Source organism: Occallatibacter sp. (assembly GCF_035317045.1).
Lineage (GTDB): Bacteria > Acidobacteriota > Terriglobia > Terriglobales > Acidobacteriaceae > Telmatobacter.
The window spans coordinates 38,746-59,182 of the sequence record NZ_DATHHT010000028.1 but is presented as its reverse complement, the minus strand read 5'-3'; the positions used below and the strand labels follow the sequence as shown (position 1 = coordinate 59,182).

At 57.9% G+C, this 20,437-nt stretch carries 16 protein-coding genes and 1 pseudogene; 11 read left to right on the top strand and 6 right to left on the bottom strand.

Annotated elements, in window-relative coordinates:
• The first annotated feature begins 6 nt into the window (after nt 1-6).
• Together VK574_RS13895 and VK574_RS13890 are read left to right on the top strand one after the other, a co-directional pair.
• Nucleotides 7-303 carry a zinc-ribbon domain containing protein gene (locus tag VK574_RS13895; RefSeq protein WP_472800445.1) on the top strand — a complete coding sequence of 99 codons (297 nt, stop codon included), beginning with the start codon at nt 7-9 and terminating at the stop codon, nt 301-303.
• A 207-nt stretch (nt 304-510) separates the two neighbouring features.
• Complete coding sequence (locus VK574_RS13890; RefSeq protein ID WP_472800444.1) at nt 511-717, top strand: DsrE family protein; 207 nt, start codon at nt 511-513, stop codon at nt 715-717.
• 194 nt (nt 718-911) lie between these two features.
• On the opposite strand, the gene VK574_RS13885 is transcribed toward VK574_RS13890, so the two are convergent.
• The gene (locus tag VK574_RS13885) at nt 912-1,157 is read right to left on the bottom strand and encodes a hypothetical protein (RefSeq protein WP_472800443.1); all 246 of its coding nucleotides are present in this window, start codon (nt 1,155-1,157) and stop codon (nt 912-914) included.
• Nucleotides 1,158-1,726: 569 nt separating this feature from the next.
• On the opposite strand from VK574_RS13885, the gene VK574_RS13880 reads away from it, so the two are divergent.
• Together VK574_RS13880 and VK574_RS13875 are read left to right on the top strand one after the other, a co-directional pair.
• Nucleotides 1,727-2,611 carry a Dyp-type peroxidase gene (locus VK574_RS13880; protein ID WP_472800442.1) on the top strand — a complete coding sequence of 295 codons (885 nt, stop codon included), beginning with the start codon at nt 1,727-1,729 and terminating at the stop codon, nt 2,609-2,611.
• 141 nt (nt 2,612-2,752) lie between these two features.
• Nucleotides 2,753-2,953: pseudogene (locus VK574_RS13875) on the top strand (DUF6841 family protein); the annotation flags it as partial.
• A gap of 260 nt (nt 2,954-3,213) precedes the next feature.
• Here VK574_RS13875 and VK574_RS13870 read toward each other — a convergent pair.
• Nucleotides 3,214-3,768: a GyrI-like domain-containing protein gene (locus tag VK574_RS13870; protein ID WP_472800441.1), complete on the bottom strand. Its 555-nt coding sequence runs from the start codon at nt 3,766-3,768 to the stop codon at nt 3,214-3,216.
• Between the two features lie 225 nt (nt 3,769-3,993).
• On the bottom strand, nt 3,994-4,869 hold the full coding sequence (locus VK574_RS13865) for a lysostaphin resistance A-like protein (protein ID WP_472800440.1): 876 nt from the start codon (nt 4,867-4,869) through the stop codon (nt 3,994-3,996).
• Between the two features lie 352 nt (nt 4,870-5,221).
• On the opposite strand from VK574_RS13865, the gene VK574_RS13860 reads away from it, so the two are divergent.
• The 5 genes from VK574_RS13860 to VK574_RS13840 all read left to right on the top strand — a co-directional run bounded on the left by VK574_RS13860 (nt 5,222) and on the right by VK574_RS13840 (nt 14,430).
• Nucleotides 5,222-5,569 (top strand): PadR family transcriptional regulator, encoded by a 348-nt coding sequence (locus VK574_RS13860; RefSeq protein ID WP_472800439.1) that lies wholly within the window; start codon nt 5,222-5,224, stop codon nt 5,567-5,569.
• Nucleotides 5,566-8,376, top strand: a complete 2,811-nt coding sequence (locus tag VK574_RS13855; protein WP_472800438.1) for an ADOP family duplicated permease — start codon at nt 5,566-5,568, stop codon at nt 8,374-8,376. The genes VK574_RS13860 and VK574_RS13855 overlap by 4 nt, the downstream gene beginning before the upstream one ends.
• Before the next feature lie 20 nt (nt 8,377-8,396).
• Nucleotides 8,397-11,036, top strand: a complete 2,640-nt coding sequence (locus VK574_RS13850) for an ADOP family duplicated permease (RefSeq protein WP_472800437.1) — start codon at nt 8,397-8,399, stop codon at nt 11,034-11,036.
• A gap of 392 nt (nt 11,037-11,428) precedes the next feature.
• The gene (locus VK574_RS13845) at nt 11,429-11,770 is read left to right on the top strand and encodes a PadR family transcriptional regulator (RefSeq protein WP_472800436.1); all 342 of its coding nucleotides are present in this window, start codon (nt 11,429-11,431) and stop codon (nt 11,768-11,770) included.
• Nucleotides 11,767-14,430 (top strand): ADOP family duplicated permease, encoded by a 2,664-nt coding sequence (locus tag VK574_RS13840; protein ID WP_472800435.1) that lies wholly within the window; start codon nt 11,767-11,769, stop codon nt 14,428-14,430. The genes VK574_RS13845 and VK574_RS13840 overlap by 4 nt, the downstream gene beginning before the upstream one ends.
• A 211-nt stretch (nt 14,431-14,641) precedes the next feature.
• On the opposite strand, the gene VK574_RS13835 is transcribed toward VK574_RS13840, so the two are convergent.
• From VK574_RS13835 to VK574_RS13825, 3 genes are all read right to left on the bottom strand, one after another.
• Nucleotides 14,642-15,556 (bottom strand): hypothetical protein, encoded by a 915-nt coding sequence (locus VK574_RS13835; protein WP_472800434.1) that lies wholly within the window; start codon nt 15,554-15,556, stop codon nt 14,642-14,644.
• A gap of 170 nt (nt 15,557-15,726) precedes the next feature.
• Nucleotides 15,727-16,122, bottom strand: a complete 396-nt coding sequence (locus VK574_RS13830; RefSeq protein WP_472800534.1) for a hypothetical protein — start codon at nt 16,120-16,122, stop codon at nt 15,727-15,729.
• The gene (locus VK574_RS13825) at nt 16,044-16,805 is read right to left on the bottom strand and encodes a phospholipase D-like domain-containing protein (RefSeq protein ID WP_472800433.1); all 762 of its coding nucleotides are present in this window, start codon (nt 16,803-16,805) and stop codon (nt 16,044-16,046) included. Before VK574_RS13825 ends, VK574_RS13830 begins: the two co-directional genes overlap by 79 nt.
• Before the next feature lie 555 nt (nt 16,806-17,360).
• On the opposite strand from VK574_RS13825, the gene VK574_RS13820 reads away from it, so the two are divergent.
• On the top strand, nt 17,361-17,720 hold the full coding sequence (locus VK574_RS13820; protein ID WP_472800432.1) for a PadR family transcriptional regulator: 360 nt from the start codon (nt 17,361-17,363) through the stop codon (nt 17,718-17,720).
• Nucleotides 17,717-20,362 (top strand): ADOP family duplicated permease, encoded by a 2,646-nt coding sequence (locus VK574_RS13815; protein ID WP_472800431.1) that lies wholly within the window; start codon nt 17,717-17,719, stop codon nt 20,360-20,362. Before VK574_RS13820 ends, VK574_RS13815 begins: the two co-directional genes overlap by 4 nt.
• Nucleotides 20,363-20,437: the final 75 nt, after the last annotated feature.

Here is a 20,437-nt window from a genome sequence, read left to right as displayed (position 1 = left end):
GGGACTATGCCTTTTGCTGACCGAGATGTCCTGTGTGCAGGTTGTGGTGTGATGTTTGTGTTTTCTTCGGGAGAACAAGAGTTCTTTCGGGAGAAGGGGTTTGTCAACGAGCCGAAACACTGTAAGCAATGCAAGGCTAAGAGGCAGGCCACGACAGGTCGGCGTCGAGTCGAAACCCACGTTACTTGTTCGGAGTGCGGGGGGCAAACAACCGTCCCATTCAAGCCGACGCAAGGCAGACCTGTAATGTGCAGAGTGTGTTTCGCAAACAGACCCAAAGCTTCCAATATTGTGGCTGCATAGTGACAAGCTAATGACATTGGAGGGATTCTTCCGCTTTCTACTTGGGGCAACATCGAATGGCAGATTCTCCGAAATTCGCTCATCGTTCGAATCTGGACAGAACTACGGACTCCATTTGTCTGCGATGTATCGCGACCGTGGCATCGGACGATGATGAGGGCGAACTGCTGAGATACGAACGCCAGCATATCTGTGACCCGGTTTTGATTGAGCGATTCGACGGTACGATGCCGCCGTCTTGAGGAGACCCTCACGAAGGTTGTTGGACGACGCGTTCCCATCTACGCGTGCGGTGCCTGCTGCCGAGCCCGGTCGGTTGTACAAACCGACCTGGATCCGTGGGGAGCGAAGTTTGGCAATCCGACAATCTTTCTCTCACTGGTGGAGTGGGCGGATCGTGTGATCACGGAGTAGCTGCGGCACAGCGCGCCCGTTGGAGATGCGAAGAACTCAGTTCAAGATCGCCGATTCATTCCGGTTTACGAGATCAGGCCAAACCGCGCTTTGAGAGTTGTCCGTGGAAACGCTCCGCGGCGATTTGTCATTCACTGAGCTTGGGCGGATCACTTCCGGATTGCCTACGACTCGCCCGGAATTGTGTTAGCCTGTTAGCCGAAGGCTTTACGGCGTGGCCTTTGTTTTTTCGAGATCGATCGAATGACCAGTTTGCCTTTGCCGCTCCCACTTAGAGGCACTCCAGCCTGTTTGATGGCGGCTGCGATAAGTTCCTCAACATCTTGACGCGCCAGCGTCGCCGCCGATTCGATCCTGATAAAACGGTTCTGGATGCCACTGCCGAGGAGCAATTTATATGGATCGGGTAGTGTGGCTCCGTGATAGAACGAAAGCCCCACTCCGTTCGCGCCTGCAGCAATGGAGAGGATGCAATCGGACGGTCGCTCGGTCGAGCAGTACCCAATCACGAAGAAGTTGTAATTGTCGTAAACGAGGTCATTGGCTGTGTTAGACGCTTGCGCAGTACTTTACGCACGGAATGAATCAACGCTGCGTTTTTCGAGTCGAATTTCTTGATAAAGCCTGCGAGTTGCTGCTCGCCGGCTTGCGAAGCTATTCGTTTGGAGGTCTTCATGGACACGTATCTGCCTTCTTGTGCCGAGTTCAACGGTGAGTATAGTGCCTCCTACTGATGTTCCAGTTCAGGACTTTTAAGGGCCAAGCCATTTGGTATTCGCAACTGAGGAGAACAGCCCTAAGTATGTTTCCAGGCCCGATCACCCTCAAAGGCTGCTCCGGCGAATTGGCGTGAAGTCAGAAATTCCTCCCGAGGACAAGCGCGTTTATCAGGACCAGTCAACCATCCTGAAGGAGCGAATCACCTCCGGCTGGATTACTTGATGAAGCTCTGTCTATTCCGCTGCCCGTCCTGTTCAGTCCGTCAAAGCGTGCTCTGTATACTGCCAGCATGCATACGGCGCAGGCTGGCATCTTCGCTCTCGGAACCTCCTCTCATGTCTACCTCGAGTTCGACTTGGTGGACGAGAAGCAGTGCAGAGACTTAGCGGCCGCTGCTGCTGCGATCCGTGAGCCACGGACGACCACGGGCGGGGTCAACTTTGTGATCGGATTTCGGCCCGAACTATGGCAGAAGATAGTCCCAGAGCAAGCGCCAACCGGTATCGAAGGATTCAACAAGGACATTGAGGGCGTTGAAGGGTTTGTGATGCCAGCGACGCAGTATGATGCGTTGGTGTGGATGTCGGGCAGCGCATATGACGTGGTGTTCGATATGGCGAGGACGATGATTCGGGACCTCGCCGGAAAGGCCACGCTGAAGGAAGAGACGTCAAGCTGGGCATACCGGCATGACCGCGACCTGACGGGCTTTGTGGATGGGTCGGAGAATCCAACGTTGCTGGACGCACCCGCAGACGCTCTCCTGCCTGACGGAGTTCCCGGTGCTGCGGGTTCTGTGCTGCTCCTACAGAAGTGGAAACACAGGACTGCGGAGTGGGAGACGTTGCCGGTGGCGAAGCAGGAACTTGTGATGGGGCGGACAAAGACCGAAAGCATTGAGTTGGAGAACAAGCCTGCGGACTCACACGTGGCGCGAACGGACCAGGACAAGTTCGGGAACATCTTTCGCCGCAATATGCCTTACGGAAATGTCGACAACCATGGCACTGTGTTTGTTGGCTTCAGTTCGGAACAGCAGCGGCTTACGAAGATGCTCGAAAGCATGGCGGGCTTGGTGGACGGCACGCGTGATGCGCTGACGCGCTACACGCAGCCGCTGACAGGCGCGTACTACTTTGTGCCTTCAGTAGAGAGCCTGCGAGAACTGCGGTAGCTCGAGAAACGCTTACCAGTCATCGCAAATACTGTTTCGGATTACTACCGATGAGGTCGGCTAGTGTCCGCCGAAATCTCTGGATGTGGGTCGATCTGGATTGACGATGACAGGCCTTAGTGCGTTTCCGGGCTTCGGACGCGCGGATTGGGTCGGAGTGAACTGGGCTCGCTGGAGGTCCGGATACTGTGCGCACAGTCCGCGCTTGTAAACGGGATTGCCATCCGTTACGGGTCGGATGGAACGGAATTGGAGCGCGCAGGCATCAGCTATCTGCCGCGCAAGACAGACCACGCCTGGAAAATCGTTGTGATGGTGTCGCACGATACGCCTAGGCCGTGACCGACGGCTGGGATTTTTAGTCTAGACACACTCACCAGGTGTCCGGCAATCTTGTCTGCGATGCACGACTGCGGTGCTCTTCTCCGCGTCGAAGGCAACGGTGGAATCGATCTCCAGGAAGCCTGTGCGTTTGAGTTCGACCGAAGAGCTGAGATGGTGGCCAATCACGGCTCGCGTTCGATGATTCAGCTCGACGCACGCTCTACGAGCATAAACTGAACGCGAACGGAACTTCGACATCGACAACCTCCAGGAAACGCCTATCGAATCCCCACGTACACCTCCACCTGAGCATTCTGCCGATCGGCCGCAAGCTGGTCATAGACTTCAAAATCGGCCAGGTACGCCCTGTTCCCTCCGGGTTCAGATTTGGGTTGTGCCCAGATACGGCTCCAAGTCTCGGGCACCACTTTTCCAACGAATCCTCTCTCGGAAGCAAACACAGCATATCGCCCGGCGGGAACTTTCCTGGCCACCATCCCAGCAGGAATCACGGTGTCAGGGGACACCCGCGCTCCAATCATAAAGGTGTACGCACCATTCGCATCGCTCTCATAATCGGTGTAGACCGCTACAATGCTCGAATCAAGCCTGTTGGGAATCTTGTTCAGCAGCCCCTCAGACATAAAACGAGTCCATTGTTGTCCGATGATCCCTTTCCCGGCCATCTCCTTGGCGTTCGTAGTGCGAGCTGCGATTCCAATCACAGTGAATCCCGATTCCTCAACTACTTTTGGAGTCAGGTTGACATCTCCGGCACCCGCCGCCGAAAGCCCGACTGCAAAAATACCGATTGCCACCCAGCATGCATTCATTTCCCTTCATCCTTTCCCACGGGCGAGTGAGCACGCTCGCTCGATGTTGATGCTTCCGATTGTGTTGAAGTCCGGCCAACGGAAGTTTCTCAAATCGTAAGAACAGTCGAGGTCACAATTCCCGGACCGACTTCGGGACAATAGAATCGTCGCTTTCATCGAGAGCTATTCACAGGCACACAACATCCGGGACCGGGGACTTAATTCTTTCACTTGTTTCCTGTTCTATGTTGATCCGCGCGTCCCGTCAACAATCGTACGGCGACGCAATCCCTGCCACAGCAGCAAACCTCCGACGATCAGCAGGATTGAATTTGCCGCAGCGAGTACGACAATGTCTGAGTCCGGTTTGACGGACTCCTTCGTGTATTTGAACGCGTATTGTCCCCAGTTGTTCATTGCGCCATGAGCAATGGATACGAGCCAGATGCTTTCCGTACGCAGCCATATCCAGCCGAGGATGAGGCCTGCAGCTAGGATTCCGGACGGAAGGACCAGAGCAAGCCTGATCGGGGACACCCCATTGATGTGTTGGATCCCCGAAAGTTGGAACGGCACATGCCAAAACGCCCAAATGATCGCACTAACTACCACCGCACGCCGAGCACCGAGTCGATCGATGAGCCGCGGAAGTAGCCATGCCCGCCAACCGATCTCCTCAAAAAACGCCAGGACGGAAACAATGATCAATCCCACCACAGCGTTGAGTGCGATGTGCCCGACCAGTCCGTAGATCGTCATGATTCCCCACCCGCGAGATGCCGGTGAGGAGTACAAGCCGTCTGGCTGCGGTGTCAACCAGCTCTGCCACTGCACTCCGCCACCGATGGTCGCCATCAAGGGCAGCATTACTGCATGCAGCACGCCAGGAATGAGAAAGAGGGCGACCGAAAGATACTTTAGGGGAAAGCGACCCCAGCCTATGCGCAAAGGTTCATTCATCGCCACGTTCACGATGAGCACCGAAACAGCGGGCAAGAACATGGACAAATATGCCAGGCCAATTAGCGCGCTCTGCTGTCCGCCGGTAAGCCCGATGACAAGACTCAGAGCGCCCCCGAGTGCGTAGGCGAGTGCGACGAAGGCGATAATGGGCTTCATGGCTCTTTAAGAATCCACCCGCACCGTGTCACGTGCGAGCCCAGGGCGTTGGCCATCCGGATGCCGATGTCACCCGATCCGACGCGTTGTTTGGCGGCTCCAGACTAACATCGGCGCTTGAATCGACCACATGGCCGCAGAAACAATCTCGCTGCGTCTTGAGGGTGCGAGGCGACTCGTGCCCCGCGTTTCGCCCAGCGAATCTGCACCCGATTGCGAGTGGGGCGCGTCCCGCAGACCGCCCGGATCGCCGATAGTTTGCGAGTGGTTCCAGGCTCCTGTTGCTTTCCCAATGAAGTTGTGGCATGCTTCGTGTGGGTAACCCAATAGAGATGGGAGTGTCCTGAATCGCATGAAACCCAAGAAGGATGTTCCGCAGGGGACTCTCGCCCTCATGGTACTGAAAACCCTCGATGTACTGGGGCCGTTACACGGCTATGCGGTCGCCCGGCGCATTGAGCAGATAAGCGGCGACCTGCTTGCACTGAACCAGGGTACCCTTTATCCCGTTCTTCTGAGGCTGGAACAGGAAGGGGCAATTTCTTCCGACTGGGCTACTTCGGACAACAATCGCAGGGCTCGCTTCTATCGTTTGACGCGAGCAGGACATAAGCTGCTCGAAATCGAAAAGCGCGATTGGGAACAAACTGCGGCCATCATTGGCCGCTTCTTTGAAGTGAAGGCGGAGGATCTGGTATGAGATCCGTGCATCGCTGGTTTGCCCGTCTCCGAAATTTCATGACCGGCCGTCGCGGCGATGAGCGGCTCCGCGAGGAACTGGAAGAGCATCTTTCCATGCAGACGGACGAGAATATTCGGGCCGGAATGTCTCCGGGTGAAGCTCGCCGCCAAGCGCGGCTGAAGCTCGGTGGAGCAGAAGCAGTTCGGGAGGAGTTTCACGGAGAGGAGAGTTTGGCGCTTCTGGAAAACCTGCTCCGCGATTCACGCTACGCAATGCGCCAATTGCGCAAATCTCCAGGTTTTACCATACCGGCGGTGCTGACTCTGGCCCTCGGCATCGGCGCAACCACGGCGATCTTCACGCTCGTCGAGCAGGTGATGTTGCAGTCGCTGCCTGTCGCCAGGCCGGATCAGTTGTGGCGCATCGGAGGTCAGCCCCACTGCTGCGACTGGGGAGGATATAGCCAGGACAGCGACGGAGAGGCGGGCAACTGGAGTCTCTTCTCGTGGGAAGCCTTCAGGCTATTCCGCGCAAACACGCCGGGATTCCAGGATCTGGCAGCGCTCCAAGCGGGTAACATGCCGCTGGTAGTGCAGCGCTCCAGCTCATCGGGACTGCCGGATACAGCGAATGGCCAGTATGTCTCCGGAAACTTTTTTCAGACTCTGGGCGTTTCCGCCTGGCGCGGAAGGCTGTTCGTCGACGCCGACGACCTGGAGGGCGCGCCCCCGGTCGCGGTGATGAGCTTCCATGCGTGGCAAGAGAAGTATGGCTCCGATCCTTCGGTCGTTGGATCCACATACCGGATCAACCGCCAGGCGTTCACGATCATCGGAGTGGCCCCGGCAGGTTTCATTGGGGCGAAGGTGACGAGTTGGGGCTTGCCGGATATCTGGATGCCGCTGACAGCCGAGCCCTTGATGTTGGGAACAACGGCGCGGATTAAGAACACGCGGGTCGATTGGCTGGATTTGATCGGACGTGTGCGCCCCGGAGCGAATCCGAAAGCGCTCCAGGCGCAGCTTCAGGGTGAATTGCAGGGCTGGCTGGCCAGCCACCTGGCGGATATGAGTCCGCAAGAAAAAGCTGTGTGGCAGAGGCAGACGCTCCGCTTGTCGCCTGGCGGCTCCGGTTTCTCGTTTTTGCGCAGAGATTACAGCGAGGGTCTGCTGCTGCTCATGGTCACGGCCTGTTGTGTGCTGCTGGTGGCCTGCGCCAACATCGCCAACCTGCTGCTGGCTCGGGGGCTGAAGAACCGACAGCAGACGGCAGTCCGCGTGGCCCTGGGAGCATCGCGCGGGCGCCTGGTGCGGAATGCGCTTCTCGAAAGCGCGACGCTCTCTCTGATCGGTGGCGCGGCCGGTGTGGCTGTGGCCTGGGCGGGGGCGCGGTTGATCCTGTATCTCGCCTTCCACATGATGGAGCGAACCAGCTGGATTCCCGTGCAGGCTACGCCCTCAACACTGGTTCTGCTTTTCGCGCTTGGGGTCTCGGTGCTCACGGGCGCGATCTTCGGAATGATGCCTGCATGGATGAGCTCGCAGGCCGAGCCGGTGGAGGCGCTGCGTGGCGCTAACCGTGAGGTTGCAGGCGGCAGTCACTGGGCGCAGAAGGCGCTGGTGATTGCGCAGGCTGCAGTATCGCTGGTGCTGCTCAGTGCGGCGGCGATGCTGGGCGATAGCCTGCGCAATCTGGAGCACCAGAACTTCGGGTTCGATCCGAATGGCCGCTACCTGGTTTCCCTAGGTTCGCCTATGCTGGCGAACTATAAGCAGGAGCAACTGGTCCCGCTTTATCGTCAGATTCAAGACCGGTTCAATGCCATTCCCGGAGTGCACAGCGTCAGTGCTGCGACGTATGCGCCGATGAGCGGCAACCAAAACGGCCACGACATTCGGATTCAGGGCAAACCAGAGCCCAACCCCAAGGACGATGTATCCGCCGACTGGACCCGCATAACGCCCGGGTTCTTCGAGACCATCGGCACCTCAATGGTGGAGGGCCGCACCATCGACGAAGGCGACAACGAGAATACGCGGCACGTGGCTGTCGTCAACGAAGCCTTTGCCAAGAAGTTTTTTGGGAACCAGAATCCCATCGGCCAGCACTTCGGTCCCGGGTCCATGAGGAATACGGGAACCTATGAGATTGTCGGTGTCGTCCAAAGCATCCATTACGTGACTTGGGGCTTCCGAGATCCGGCCCGGGCCATGTACTACATCCCCGAGGCGCAGACCGTACCCTTCGATCAGCGGGATCTCCAGAGTGACGAGCTTGTGTCGCAGAACCTCTGGAACATCGTGATCTGGGCGCCGGAGCATCCGGCGAACATGTTCAGCGAGGTAAAGAACGCGCTGGCCGAAGTCAATCCGAACCTGGTGATGTATGACGTTCAACCATATTCACGGGTGATTCAGGAAACCTTCGATCAGCAGAATATGATCGCCAGCCTGGCTTGGCTGTTTGGCGCTGTCGGCCTGGTGCTGGCTGCGATTGGTCTCTACGGCGTGACCGCATATGGCGTGGAGCAACGCAGGAGCGAGATTGGCGTGCGGATGGCGCTGGGAGCTGATCGCAGTTCGGTCACTGCCATGGTGTTGCGCGGAGCATTCGGGCAGGTGGGCATCGGATTGGGGATCGGGATTCCGGCAGCCATTGGAGCCGGATATCTCATGTCGAGCCAACTCTTCGGAGTCGCGCCGTGGAATCCATTGCTGTTGGCAGGTGCGACCCTCCTTCTCGGATTGGCGGCACTGGTCGCTGCGCTGATCCCCGCCGAAAGAGCGGCAAGCACCGACCCTATGCAGGCATTGCGATCCGAGTAAGGAGATTTGCCATGAGGGCTATGAAGAGATTGATTTCCCGGCTCCGGAACTTCGCGACCGGCCGTCACGGCGCTGATCGGTTCCGCGAAGAAATCGAACAGCACATCGCGATGCAGACCGAAGAGAGCATCCGCGCAGGACTATCGCCGGAGGAAGCGCACCGCCTGGCTCGCCTGAAATTCGGAACCGTCGCGGCAGTTCGGGAGGAATTGCACGCTGAAGAGGTGTCGCCAATTCTTGAGAAGTTGTGGCTGGATCTTCGTTACGCACTGCGTCAATTGCGTAGATCGCCGGGTTTTACGGCCACTGTGCTGGTTACGCTCGCCCTTGGCATAGGAGCCAATATCGCTGTTTACAGCCTGGTCGATGCTGTGCTTCTTCGCCCTCTTCAATTCAGAAATGAAAATCGTTTGGTCCAGGTATTTGAAGAGAGGCCGGCACTGGGTCTGATAAAAGATACTCCCGCTCCGGCAAACTACTTTGACTGGAAACGCCGCAGCCATGTTTTCTCCGACATGGCAGCAGCCAAGGGAGACATCTACACCATTACCGGGAATGGCCGACCTGAAGAGGTTGACGGAGCGCCGATCACCGCAAACCTGCTGTCGCTCCTCGGCGTCCAGCCGCTCCTTGGCCGCAGCTTCACGGCGGACGAAGACAAGCCGGGAAATGCCGTCGTTCTCATCAGCGCCGGGATCTGGCAGCAACGCTATGGCTCGGACCCACACATCGTGGGCAGAACGATCCACCTGAATGGCGTGCCCTATCGCATCCTGGGCGTGATGCCGTTCGGCTTCACTTTTCCCGATCGCTCCGCTCTTTGGGTTCCTCTCGCATTTACTACCGCGGAGCAGCTTGAGCGCGATAGTCACTTTCTTCAGGTTTACGGATTGCTCCGGCCCGGAGTCTCCCTTGCATCCGCAACACAGGAAATGAGCGACATTTCGCTCCAACTCGAGCATGAGTATCCTGCGACCAATCGTGGGCTGAGCACTTCGATCGTCACCCTGCGAGCCCAATTGCTTGGCGGGTCCCGTCTGGCGATTTTTGTCCTCGCCTCCGGCGTCGTCATTCTTCTTCTCATTACTTTCATCAACGTCGCCGGACTCATGATTGCGCGAGCCGCGAACCGTCAGCGCGAAGTAGCCGTTCGCGTTGCGCTCGGCGCGAGCCGTCTGAGCTTGTTGCGACAGGGACTGGCGGAAAGTTTAGTGCTCTCCATCGGCGGAAGTATCCTTGGAGTGGCATTCGCATGGGGATCTATGCCGGTCATCCGGCATTTCGTGCCAGAGACGATCGCCGCTTGGGCGCATCCTGAGATGAATTGGACAGTGATGCTGTTCTCCGTTCTTCTCTGCGTAACCGCCGCCCTTGCATTTGGCCTCTTTGGTCAGAGTGCGGCTGCCGCGCGGCCTCAGGAAGCGTTAAGTCAGCGTAGCCGGAGTTCGACGGACGCCAGGCAAAAACTCCGGTCGGTGCTCGTGACCGGAGAAATTGCGTTGACCACAATCATTCTCACCAGCACTGGCCTGCTCAGCGGAACCTTTTGGAAAATTGTCCATACCGATTTGGGATTTAACCCTGATTCGGTTCTCACCATGAGAACGGAACTGCCCGTCTCCGCCCAAACCCCCTACCGCGAGTTTTCGGCTCGCGTCAGCTTCTATCAACGCGTTCTCGACCAGGCCGAGCGCCTCCCCGGAGTCAAATCGGCTGGCTATACCACCTTCCTTCCCTTCACAAACCCCGGAGGATCAACCACAGTTCTCGTTCAGGGCGCGCCGGCTTTGCCGATCGGAAAGGTGAACGATGTCGGCATGCGCGTCGTTACGCCGAACTACTTCCAGGCTCTCGAAATACCGCTTGTCCTTGGACGTACTTTTACCGAAGCCGATGGTGGAAACAAAACGCCGCTGGTCGTAATCAATCAAAAGATGGCGCAACAGTACTGGCCGAACGGTGAGGCTATCGGAAGACAGTTTCGATTCGACGACCCAGGAACGCCGTGGATGACGGTAATCGGCATTGTCGGCAATGTTCGCCAGGCAAATGTCGAAACTCCGAGTCGTGCGGAAATGTACTTTTCCTACGAGCAGAATATGGGCATCCCCGGATATTTCAAGCCCCGCGACCTAGCAATCAGAGTCGCCGGCGATCCCAACAACTATACGGACGCGGTGGAAAGGGCTATCTGGTCGGTCGATCCCGGACAGCCGGTTTCCGAAGTTCAATCGATGCGGCACCTCGTGAATACCCGCATGGAGACTTATATTCTCGAAGCCAAACTGTTTGCATTCTTCTCCTGCGCCGCTTTGCTATTATCCGCGCTCGGAATCTATGGCCTGATGAGCTACAACGTGACGCACAGAACTCAGGAGATTGGTATCCGCATGGCACTCGGAGCGCAGCGTCAACAGGTTCTGAGTTCGTTCGTCACCGCAGCGTTCCGCCTATTGCTGTTTGGCCTCGTATTGGGATCGGTAGGTTCGGTCGCCGCAACACGGTTACTCGGGAGCATGCTCTACGGGATTTCAGGCATAGTCTGGGGAGTTGGAGCGCTGCCGATTCTCGTGCTTGCGGTTTCAGTCGCGCTCGCGGCTTACATCCCTGCTCGCCGCGCCGCTGCTCTCGATCCCATGCAAGCATTGCGGTCCGAGTGAGGAGATCGAGCATGAGAATTCTGAAGAGATTGTTTGCCCGGCTCCGGAATTGAGCGATCCGGGCGCCGCGGCAATCAACGGATGCGCGAAGAGATGAAACTGCATCTTGCCATGCAGCCCGAAGGGACAGATTGAGGGCTCCCAGTGGCTCCATCGCTCAATGCAAGATGGTCCGCATCGGAGTGATGAACGAACGCTGTGTCGGCGGTCCCTGTGACGCCGGCGCCGGCGCGCGAGGTCAACGACCGATCCGTTTCATTTGCTCTCATGGAGCCCTAACCAGCTCCAGAGCGACTCAGTTGAACCCGGCGAAGACGCAATCGCCCCGAGTGGTAGTCTCCTTGACGGAATAGGAGAGAGCGTGTACTCTCCTTTCTCAGATAGGAGAGCGTGTGACGAAACCGGTTGAACTCCCGCAGGGCACCCTCGAGGTCCTCATCCTCAAGGCGGTCTCGCTCGGTCCGCTGCATGGGTATGGCATCCTGCTGCGCATCCAGCAAATCTCCGGCGAGCGCCTCGAAATCCTGCAGGGTTCCTTCTACACCGCGATCTATCGCCTTGAACGCCAGGGCTGGATCCGAGGCGAGTGGGGCGAGTCGGAAAACAATCGGCGGGCCCGCTTTTACTCCCTCACCGCCGCCGGCACCCGTCAGCTCAAGGCGGAGACCGCCAAGTGGATCGACATGGCCGCTGTCGTCGCAGGCATTCTCAACAAGAAGGCGGATGAGATATGAGTCTCCACGCCCGAATTCGGAAATTGTGGCGCTCGATCGCACCGCGCACCCCGAGTGACGTGGAAGAGGAGTTTCGTACTACCCTCGATGCTTACCAGGAAGATCTAATCCGCCAGGGCCTCTCGGAAGAAGAGGCCCGTTGCAAAGCGCGGATCGACCTCGGCCGGCCCGCCGCCCAAAACGAAACGTACCGCGACGCCGTCGGCCTCCGCTTCTTCGATGAGCTCTCCGGAGACATCCGCTACGGCCTCCGGGGCCTGCTCAAGAATCCAGGCTTTTCCGCCGTCGCCATTGTGTCGCTCGCGCTCGGCATTGGCGCGACCACCTCCATGTTCTCGCTCCTCTATGCTGTCCTGCTGCACCCGGTGCCCTATGCCGACTGGCAACGCCTCACTTATCCTAGCTACCTGAACGACGACCAGCCCGGATCGCCCGAGTGGTGGTTCAGCTTGAATTGGCCACAGTATCAGCAACTGCTCGAGGCCAGCACGATCGAAGATGTGGTTGGCTCGACCAACGTCAATTCCGAGGTCACCGGCCGCGACCTACCCGAAGACGTCACCCTGACCTACATCACTGAAAACGTGGACGCGTTCCTACGCGTTCCGGCTATGCTCGGCCGCAACATACAACGGTCAGACGCCGAATCAACGGGAGGCCAGCCCATCGTCTTGAGCTTCGACTTCTGGATGCGCCATTACAACGGCGACCGCGCTGTCCTGAACCGCACGCTCGAGATCGACCACAAGCCGTATACCGTAGTCGGGGTCATGCCGCGAGACTATGCCTGGGAGCGAGACCTGTACGTTCCCATGTCTCTCTTGCCCACGCGCGAACGACTCTCCGTGCTGCCGGTCATGAAACTCAAGCCCGGCGTGAGCCTGGCCGCGGCAGATGCGGAGATCGGCGCGCTCCTTCACCACTTCGCCAAAGACGCACCCCAGCAGTTTCCCACCCGCTTTCGCATGCGCCTGGAGCACATCGCAGACCGCATCCTCCTCTCCGTGGGGCACACGCTGGTCGAGCTCGTTGTTGCCGTGCTCCTGCTGCTGGTCGTCGGCTGTACAAACTGCTCGATCCTGTTGCTCGCCCGCGGCATGAGCCGTCAAAGCGAATTCGCCGTCCGCTCGGCTCTCGGCGCCAGCCGGCCCCGCATCGTCCGCCAACTGTTGGTGGAGTCTCTGGTCCTCGCCGTCACGGGCTCCCTCCTCGGCATCCTGCTCGCCTTCTGGATGGCAAAGCTCATTTTTGGCCTGTTCCCCGACGTCTTCATGCACGAGTCGGTCATCCGCATCAACCTTCCCGTCCTCGCTTTCTCCGTCGTCCTGGCCGTGATCAGCGGACTTCTCTTCGGCCTACTGCCTTCGCTCGGTATGGCGCGCCCGGACATCGCGCAGATGATGCAAACCCTCGGCCGTAAGGTCGCGGGAGGCAAAGGTCAGGCCCGCTCGCTGAATCTCCTCATCGCAGCACAGATCGCGCTCACGGTGGTGCTGATGGGTGCCGCCGGCGTCGCGATCAGCGGCTTTTTGAAGATGACGCATCGCGACTTCGGCTACGACCCGGCCCACCTGATGTCGGTGCCGCTGCCCTTTCACCGTCATTCCCTGTTCACGCGGGAACAGCGCGTCGAGTATATCGAGACCTTGCGGCGCAAGATCGCAACCGTACCGGGCGTGACCCAGATCGCCATCTCCGCCGACGCCACGCCGCCCGATAGCGGCGAGAGTCGCCCCTTTGAGATTCTTGGCGCTCCTTTTACGCAAAAGCAATTTATGCGCGCCGAATTCACCGATGCGGCGTACTTCGCGGCGCTTCGCATCCCGCTCCTGGAGGGCCGCCTCTGGGATGCAACAGAGAATGCCCGCGGCGCAGCGGTCTGCATCATCAACCAGACACTGGCGCGTGCGTACTTCCCCCACGGCAACGCTGTTGGCAGCCGGATTCGCCTGCCCGACCTGGAGATTCCGGCCGTCAATCCAGGCGAGCTGGTTGGAGTTCCTGACACCACCGGCTGGCTGCAGGTGATCGGGGTCGTCGCCGACTCTCTCGACAACGGACTCGACAAACCCGTCTTGCCCGCCGTCTATGTGCCCTACGCGCGCTTCATGTGGGAGTTCACCCAGTTCCTCATTCGCACCGACGGGCCGCCATTGGCCGCGCTCCACCCCATCCAGCTCGCCATCCAGTCGATCAACTCCGATCAGCAGACCGAACGCAACGTGCGCGATTTAGAGCAGTGGATCGCGCAAGAGCCCGAGGTCCAACAGCAGCGCCTGTTTTCCATCCTCTTCGGACTCTTTTCTTCGCTTGCCTTGGCTCTCGCCCTGGTCGGTCTCTACAGCGTCGTATCTTACTCGGTGGCACAGCGCACCAACGAGTTCGGCATCCGCATGGCCTTGGGTGCGCAGCGCGCCCACGTGCTCTCGATCGTCTCGCGCAGCATTGGGCTCACCGTGGTCTGTGGCCTCGCCGCCGGACTCGTCCTCTTCGTCGCCCTGCACAGTCTGCTCATTCATATCGCTGACAGCAGCGGCTCGAATCCATTCATCCTCGTGGGCGTCGTCGCGCTTTTCCTGTTCTCAGCCGCGCTCGCCTGCACGATCCCAGCCATGCGCGCGACCTCCATCGATCCCATGCAAGCAATTCGTTACGAGTAAGCGGGCCGATCGTGGCTGGTTGGTTGTCCTTTTTCGCCACGATACAAGCTTTCGAAAAGAATGGAGTGCGCATTGTCATGATCCGGCAGAGGGGCTGGGTTGGTGTTTCACCGATCAAGTTCTGCGCGAGATCGGCCGTGTAGGCGACGTTGTCCCAGCTAGCTCGCCTGCCCCGGGTCGAGCACGTGCTGCGTATGCCTGGTCACCTACATCAGAGTTTCTGTTTCCAGTTGTGCATTAGAGACTGCGAATCGGGAGGGACGCATTGCTCGAAAGCGCGGATGAAACAACGCCGAACTACCTCGAAGGTCTGTCGAATGGTCTGTTCATCCGGTGGCTCGGCTGCGTGAGCTGTGAAACCGCGCATCTTGTAGAGGTCTCGTATGGTCGTGAACAGGCGGTCGCGTTGCGTGCCCGGTGGTTCCAAGTACGCTGCGATACAACCGCAGAGAGTTCGCGTGATGTCTTGGTCTCCGGGTCGGATGAGCGCCTCGACCGATGCCCAGATCATCATCAAGGCACTCCCGATCGGGTGCGACCACATGGCTTGGTCAAAGGCCTGGAACGCCACGTTGAAGGACGGGCTATCCATCAGTGTGGCCGCTGACTGCCAGTGGACCTTCAACCAATCGAGAGTCGATGCGTGAATCGTCGCATTCGATGTTCGATCGAAGATCCACTGCCGGGGGCTCATTTCGATTGGCCAAAGGATCGGCTCATCTTTTGCGCCGGCGATTGTTGAAAAGGACATGCTCGAAACCACCGGGACACGCAGGCCGATTGCCTGATGCAATCGGATAAGCGACGCAATCCACCAGATCGTGTTGATCCGCGTAAAGTTCGTTGGCCGTTCTCCCTTGGGGATTTCGATCTCGAACTCGATATCGAAACCAAGGCCTCCACTCGCCGGCTTCCATGGTTCCCCAAACGGAGTCTCCGAAGTTCGTCGGCTGAGGGAGAGCATGTAGGGAGCAAAAACATGCGCGTAGGTGCTCCGGAGAAAGACACCATCGGAAAGTTCATAGGTCGGACAGGGCAAACGCGTCCCCGAGATTCCGCCGTACAGAGGATAGTCGCTGGGATGAGCCTGCGTTGGGCTCAGTGATCCAATAGGGATGAAACTCATACGAGGAGCATATCTCTGCAACCCACCGCCGCAAGGGATTCCAAGTTCGTCGCGGGGAGACGAGCCCCCTCTCCCCGCACCCTCTATCCACGTCCGAGAGCACATGTGCAGTCCTTGATGGGATGCTGAGGCTGGACCTTTCGTCCTTTCAGGCCATGTCGTCTTAATCGTCATGAAGCTGGAACGTTAAAACCTATGTAGCGGAGCCCCTTAGCAGATCTCCCATTCATTGGGGGGCACATCTCGGGTCGAGCGGTGCCGCTTAGCTCTAAGGCGCAGCTTTCGCCAAAGTGTCGAATCTTCCATTCTGGGAAATTGAGAACATCGTAGAGTCGACGTATAAACTCTTCTTTTCCAAACAAGAGGTGGGCCAGACTTCGTTTCACCCGCTCAAGATCCTCCTCGTTTTGGTCCCAGAAAAAATCAATAATCGCGGCATATCCGCCCTTTATGAACCGGACCTGTTCCTCAAAAGCGTGAATGCCCATTAAAGCAATCGACAAATCTTCACGCGATGCCGACTGTAATGATTCCTTGCTAGCGAAGACGGCACGAAGCTGTGCCAAGTTTGGGAAATAATCCTCGGGTATCCGTGGTTTTTCGGTGGATACCACTCCTGCCCTAAATTGAGCAGTTCAACACGCCGATCTGTCTGCGCCCGGAGAGGACTCTTCTGCCAATCATCACCTGATGCATGAGTCAACCGAACCCAATTTAGGAACCTGTTCGTCTCCCTCCCGTTATCACTGTTGCTCCACTCCAGTCTATGAAGGCTATTCTCGGCTAATACGGTCGAAACCTCGTCGAACGCAGGTCTGAACTGCTCATAGACGCGTCTCCTCAACGCTTCAAGGAAGATGTATTCCGAAGATTTTTTCTTGGAACCAACCGAAATATTCGGCGGCTCGGCCCTGCCGACTGCGGCTTCGACCTTGATGTCGGGGTTAAAGTACTGCCCAAACGACGTGACCGAATCTTCGAATCGTTTTAGTACTTCAGGCGTTAGTACGGGTGCGCCCGTCCAAAGCTCCTGGCACAGCGCTCTGATCTCTTCCACCTGTTCAGAGCGATCAACCAAGATGGTAGCTTCGCGATTGCTTTGCATTCCCCCGTCTGTGAGATTCGACGAACCTAAAAGGGCACAAGTGTCGAAGAGGAATATCTTAGCGTGGAACCTATGCGTGTAGTAACGAACGGCGAGATTCGCAATCCCGAAAACTGCGCGAAGTGCTGCGGGGGCTGGTCGCAACGTTTAGCCCAACCAGGAGACAAATCGACTTCCCTTGAGTCGCAGCTGTCGCAAGCTCCTTTGTCAACGTGACGAATGGTGAATTGCTCTCTGCGATAAGCTTCTGATACGGCCGGATCACAAAGTCTTTGTTCGGACCATTGGAATACAGGCTTGACATGGTTGGGGCTCAATCCTCGCCCTAGCCTTGCTCTCTCTATCGAAGAGCGTTGTCGAATATCCGAAGGCGTCGGACACTCGACAGAATGGGTGTCCAGTCGCCGCGAAACAGGGCTGAGGCTGTTCGTGCAATTGAGCATAACAGGGCAAGACAAGAGTGGACGCATTGCATCGTCACAATTGCTCCTCTCGAATTGTCAACAGTTCGCCAATTCCCTTGAGGGACAATCCGAACCGACGCCAACAGTGCGTTCATAACGGCAATCTGCTCGTCAGCCTGCTAGGTTTGATACTAGGCGATTACGCGTGAACCGACCCGACCACGATTTGTGCAATCGAACAGAACCACTTGCTCACCTTGACATTCTACCTGAAGCCTGCCTATGATCGCCTAGAATGTCTACCCGAGAACAAAACGAGAGGATCGAACTTCTGCAAGGCACGTTGGATCTCCTGATTCTCCGCACCCTGCAACGTGGACCGCTGCACGGCCATGCCATCGCGAAGGCGATCGAATTTCGATCGGACGAGGTGCTCCAGGTCGAACAAGGCTCGCTCTATCCGGCATTGCATCGGCTGATCAAGCGGCGATGGATCTCGGCCGAAGAGGGGACTTCGGAAAATAATCGCCGGGCCAAGTTCTACGCATTGACCTCCAAAGGCAGACGACAGTTGGCAGTTGAAACCGGCAAATGGGACAAACTGGCGCGAGCCATCGCGCAGATTCTCCGGCCCGGAGAACAGGGGGAAGCATGACACGGCGCAAACGCATGCTGGCGGATCTCGAGCAGGATATTCGCGACCATCTCGAAAGGGAAACCCAGGACAATATCGACCGGGGCATGGCTCCAGAGGACGCGCGCAACGCGGCGCTGCGGAAGTTCGGCAACGTCATGCGGGTCAAAGAGCAGACCTGGGAGGTGTGGAGCGTGGTGTGGCTTGAGCAGCTTGTTCAAGATGTCCGCTTCGGCATTCGCACGTTATTGCGCAGTCCGGGACTTACAGTCGCTGCGGTCATGGCGATTGCACTGGGCATCGGAATCAACGTCGGCATTTTCTCGGTCTTGAACGGCCTGGCCCTGCGGCTACTTCCAGTTCCACGCGCGCAGGAGTTGGTCAGCGTCAACCAGATCTTCCATTTCCAGGGACGAGGTGACCGGCTGATTCACAACGGTGCGAACTGGTTCTCCGACTCCGAATATCAGGACTATCGCGATCACAATCATGTCTTCTCGGGACTGGTGGCCTATGAGCCTTACGTCGAAGCAAACCTGCGGGATACAGACGTGCGGCAAGTCCTGGGGACAGTCGCTTCCTGCAATTACTTCGACGTTCTGATCGAGCATCCCGCTCGCGGGCGTGCCTTTGTCGATTCCGATTGTCGAAGCCGCGGGGCGAATGCGGTGGTGGTGGTGAGCGACGATTTGTGGCGGGGGAAATTCGCATCGGATCCATCCCTGGTGGGCAAGAGGATCGTCCTCAATCAGACCGCCTATACGGTGATTGGAATTGCTCGTCCTGGATTCACCGGCACGGAGCCGATTCCGAGCGCGTTCTGGGCGCCGCTCACGATGCAAGAGGCTCTCGAGCCGGGGATCGACCGGCTTTCGAACGACAATATGAGTTGGCTGGCTTTGCTTGGGCGAACGCGGCCCGGCGTAACGATCGAGGAAGTACGAGCGGATCTTGGCGTGATTGCAGGACGCATTGACCAGCAGCACTCGGGACCGCGACGCACCACATCGCTTGCCATCCACGTCGCGACGTTCTTCACGAGTCCCGAACAGCGCAGCTTCCTGATTCCCGTCGCCTCCGTTGTGCTCGCCGCTTTCGCTCTCGTCTTGCTGATTGCCTGTGCGAACGTTGCTAATCTCCTGCTTGCGCGCGCTTCGGTGCGACGGAGAGAAATCGCGCTTCGGCTCTCCTTGGGTGCCGGCCGAGGGCGACTGGTGCGGCAGTTACTGACGGAGAGTCTTTTGCTCTCTTTAGCCGGCGGCGCGCTTGGATCTCTGATTGCGTTCTGGTCCTTTATTCGGATCACGCAGCTTGTAACCTCACACTTGCCGCATGATTTTCCTCCCTTTGCCCTGAATGTTGCGCCCAACCTCCACGTGCTCGCGTACGCGTTCACGCTTTCCCTTTTTACGGGGATTGTGTTCGGACTGGTCCCGGCATTGCGAAGCTCGCGGCCTGATCTGAACACGGCAATGAAAGGAGACGGCACATCCTTCGGCGTTGGCAAGAGAAACGGGCGTTTTTTGCTTAACGCACTGGTCGGCGCTCAGGTTGCCGTGTGCATCGTGTTGCTGCTTGCGGCGGGATTGCTGCTGCGCGGGCTCTACAGCGCGCAGACGCTTGATCCCGGATTTGAGATCAAGGGGGTGGCGACGATTTTTCTGAATTTAGAAAAGCAAGGCTACGATCCAGCGCGCGCCACGCATTTTATGCAACGTTTTCGTGAGCGAATCCAGGGCCTCCCTGGGGTCGTCGAAGTTGCGCAGGCGGAGTGCGCGCCGTTGAGTCACGACTTTAGCGGTTCAGAATTTGCAGTTCCCGGCCGCGCCGACACGGTTGGTGTCGAATATAACCACGTCACGCCGGATTATTTCTCGCTGCTTGGACTTCCGATTGTGCGAGGTCGAGACTTCAACCCGACTGAAACGCATGAGGCGCCAGGGATTATCGTCACAGAGTCGACCGCCCGCAGGCTCTGGCCGGGTCAAGATCCATTAGGGAAAGGTTTGCGCGAAATTTCGGGGCGTGAATACTCAGTCATCGGCGTGGCCAAAGACGCTGAGGTTGCTCATCTCGGTCGACTCGATACAAACTATCTCTATTTCCCAGCCGGGACTGAAGACGACTCGCGAAGCTACGTCCTGGTTCGCTATGCAACAGGTTTTACGAATGTAGCAAAAAGTATTCGTGATGCGGGGCGCTCGATCGACCCAGGGGTATCGATCGATGTGACCCAGCTCGAAGACTACCTTGAAGTCTGGCGCGCGCCGTCGCGCATTGTGGCCGCGCTGTCTGGGGCGTTGGGCGCATTGGCGCTGTTGCTCTGCTCGATTGGCGTGTACGGGATGGTGTCCTACAGTGTAAGCCGATCCGTCAGAGACATCGGCATTCGTATGGCTCTGGGCGCTGACGGTGCTAAGGTCATGCGCCATGTGCTTTGGCAGGCCATGCGCCCGGTTCTGATTGGTGCGACCATTGGCGTGGCTCTGTGTGCCGCCGTGTCAGGGGTACTCTCCAGCATGATGTTTGGGCTCGGCACGCACGACCCCATCGCGTTCATTGGCATGCCTGTTTTTCTATTAGCAGTGACCCTCGTCGCGTCGCTTATTCCGGGCCGACGGGCCATGCGGGTGGATCCGATGGTAGCGTTGCGATGTGAATAAAGATACCGGTTGCTGCTGAAGGTAAATCTCGCTTGACGACTTCAGGCCAAACCACGCTTCCAGCCCCGCAATGGT

What these genes read in the sequence shown, in the direction of transcription:
- VK574_RS13820 (WP_472800432.1), top strand. Translation starts at nt 17,361, where the DNA reads ATGTCTACCCGAGAACAAAACGAGAGGATCGAACTTCTGCAAGGCACG.
- VK574_RS13855 (WP_472800438.1), top strand. Translation starts at nt 5,566, where the DNA reads ATGAGATCCGTGCATCGCTGGTTTGCCCGTCTCCGAAATTTCATGACC.
- VK574_RS13835 (WP_472800434.1), bottom strand. Translation starts at nt 15,556, where the DNA reads ATGAGTTTCATCCCTATTGGATCACTGAGCCCAACGCAGGCTCATCCC.
- VK574_RS13850 (WP_472800437.1), top strand. Translation starts at nt 8,397, where the DNA reads ATGAAGAGATTGATTTCCCGGCTCCGGAACTTCGCGACCGGCCGTCAC.
- VK574_RS13895 (WP_472800445.1), top strand. Translation starts at nt 7, where the DNA reads ATGCCTTTTGCTGACCGAGATGTCCTGTGTGCAGGTTGTGGTGTGATG.
- VK574_RS13880 (WP_472800442.1), top strand. Translation starts at nt 1,727, where the DNA reads ATGCATACGGCGCAGGCTGGCATCTTCGCTCTCGGAACCTCCTCTCAT.
- VK574_RS13870 (WP_472800441.1), bottom strand. Translation starts at nt 3,768, where the DNA reads ATGAATGCATGCTGGGTGGCAATCGGTATTTTTGCAGTCGGGCTTTCG.
- VK574_RS13840 (WP_472800435.1), top strand. Translation starts at nt 11,767, where the DNA reads ATGAGTCTCCACGCCCGAATTCGGAAATTGTGGCGCTCGATCGCACCG.
- VK574_RS13860 (WP_472800439.1), top strand. Translation starts at nt 5,222, where the DNA reads ATGAAACCCAAGAAGGATGTTCCGCAGGGGACTCTCGCCCTCATGGTA.
- VK574_RS13815 (WP_472800431.1), top strand. Translation starts at nt 17,717, where the DNA reads ATGACACGGCGCAAACGCATGCTGGCGGATCTCGAGCAGGATATTCGC.
- VK574_RS13865 (WP_472800440.1), bottom strand. Translation starts at nt 4,869, where the DNA reads ATGAAGCCCATTATCGCCTTCGTCGCACTCGCCTACGCACTCGGGGGC.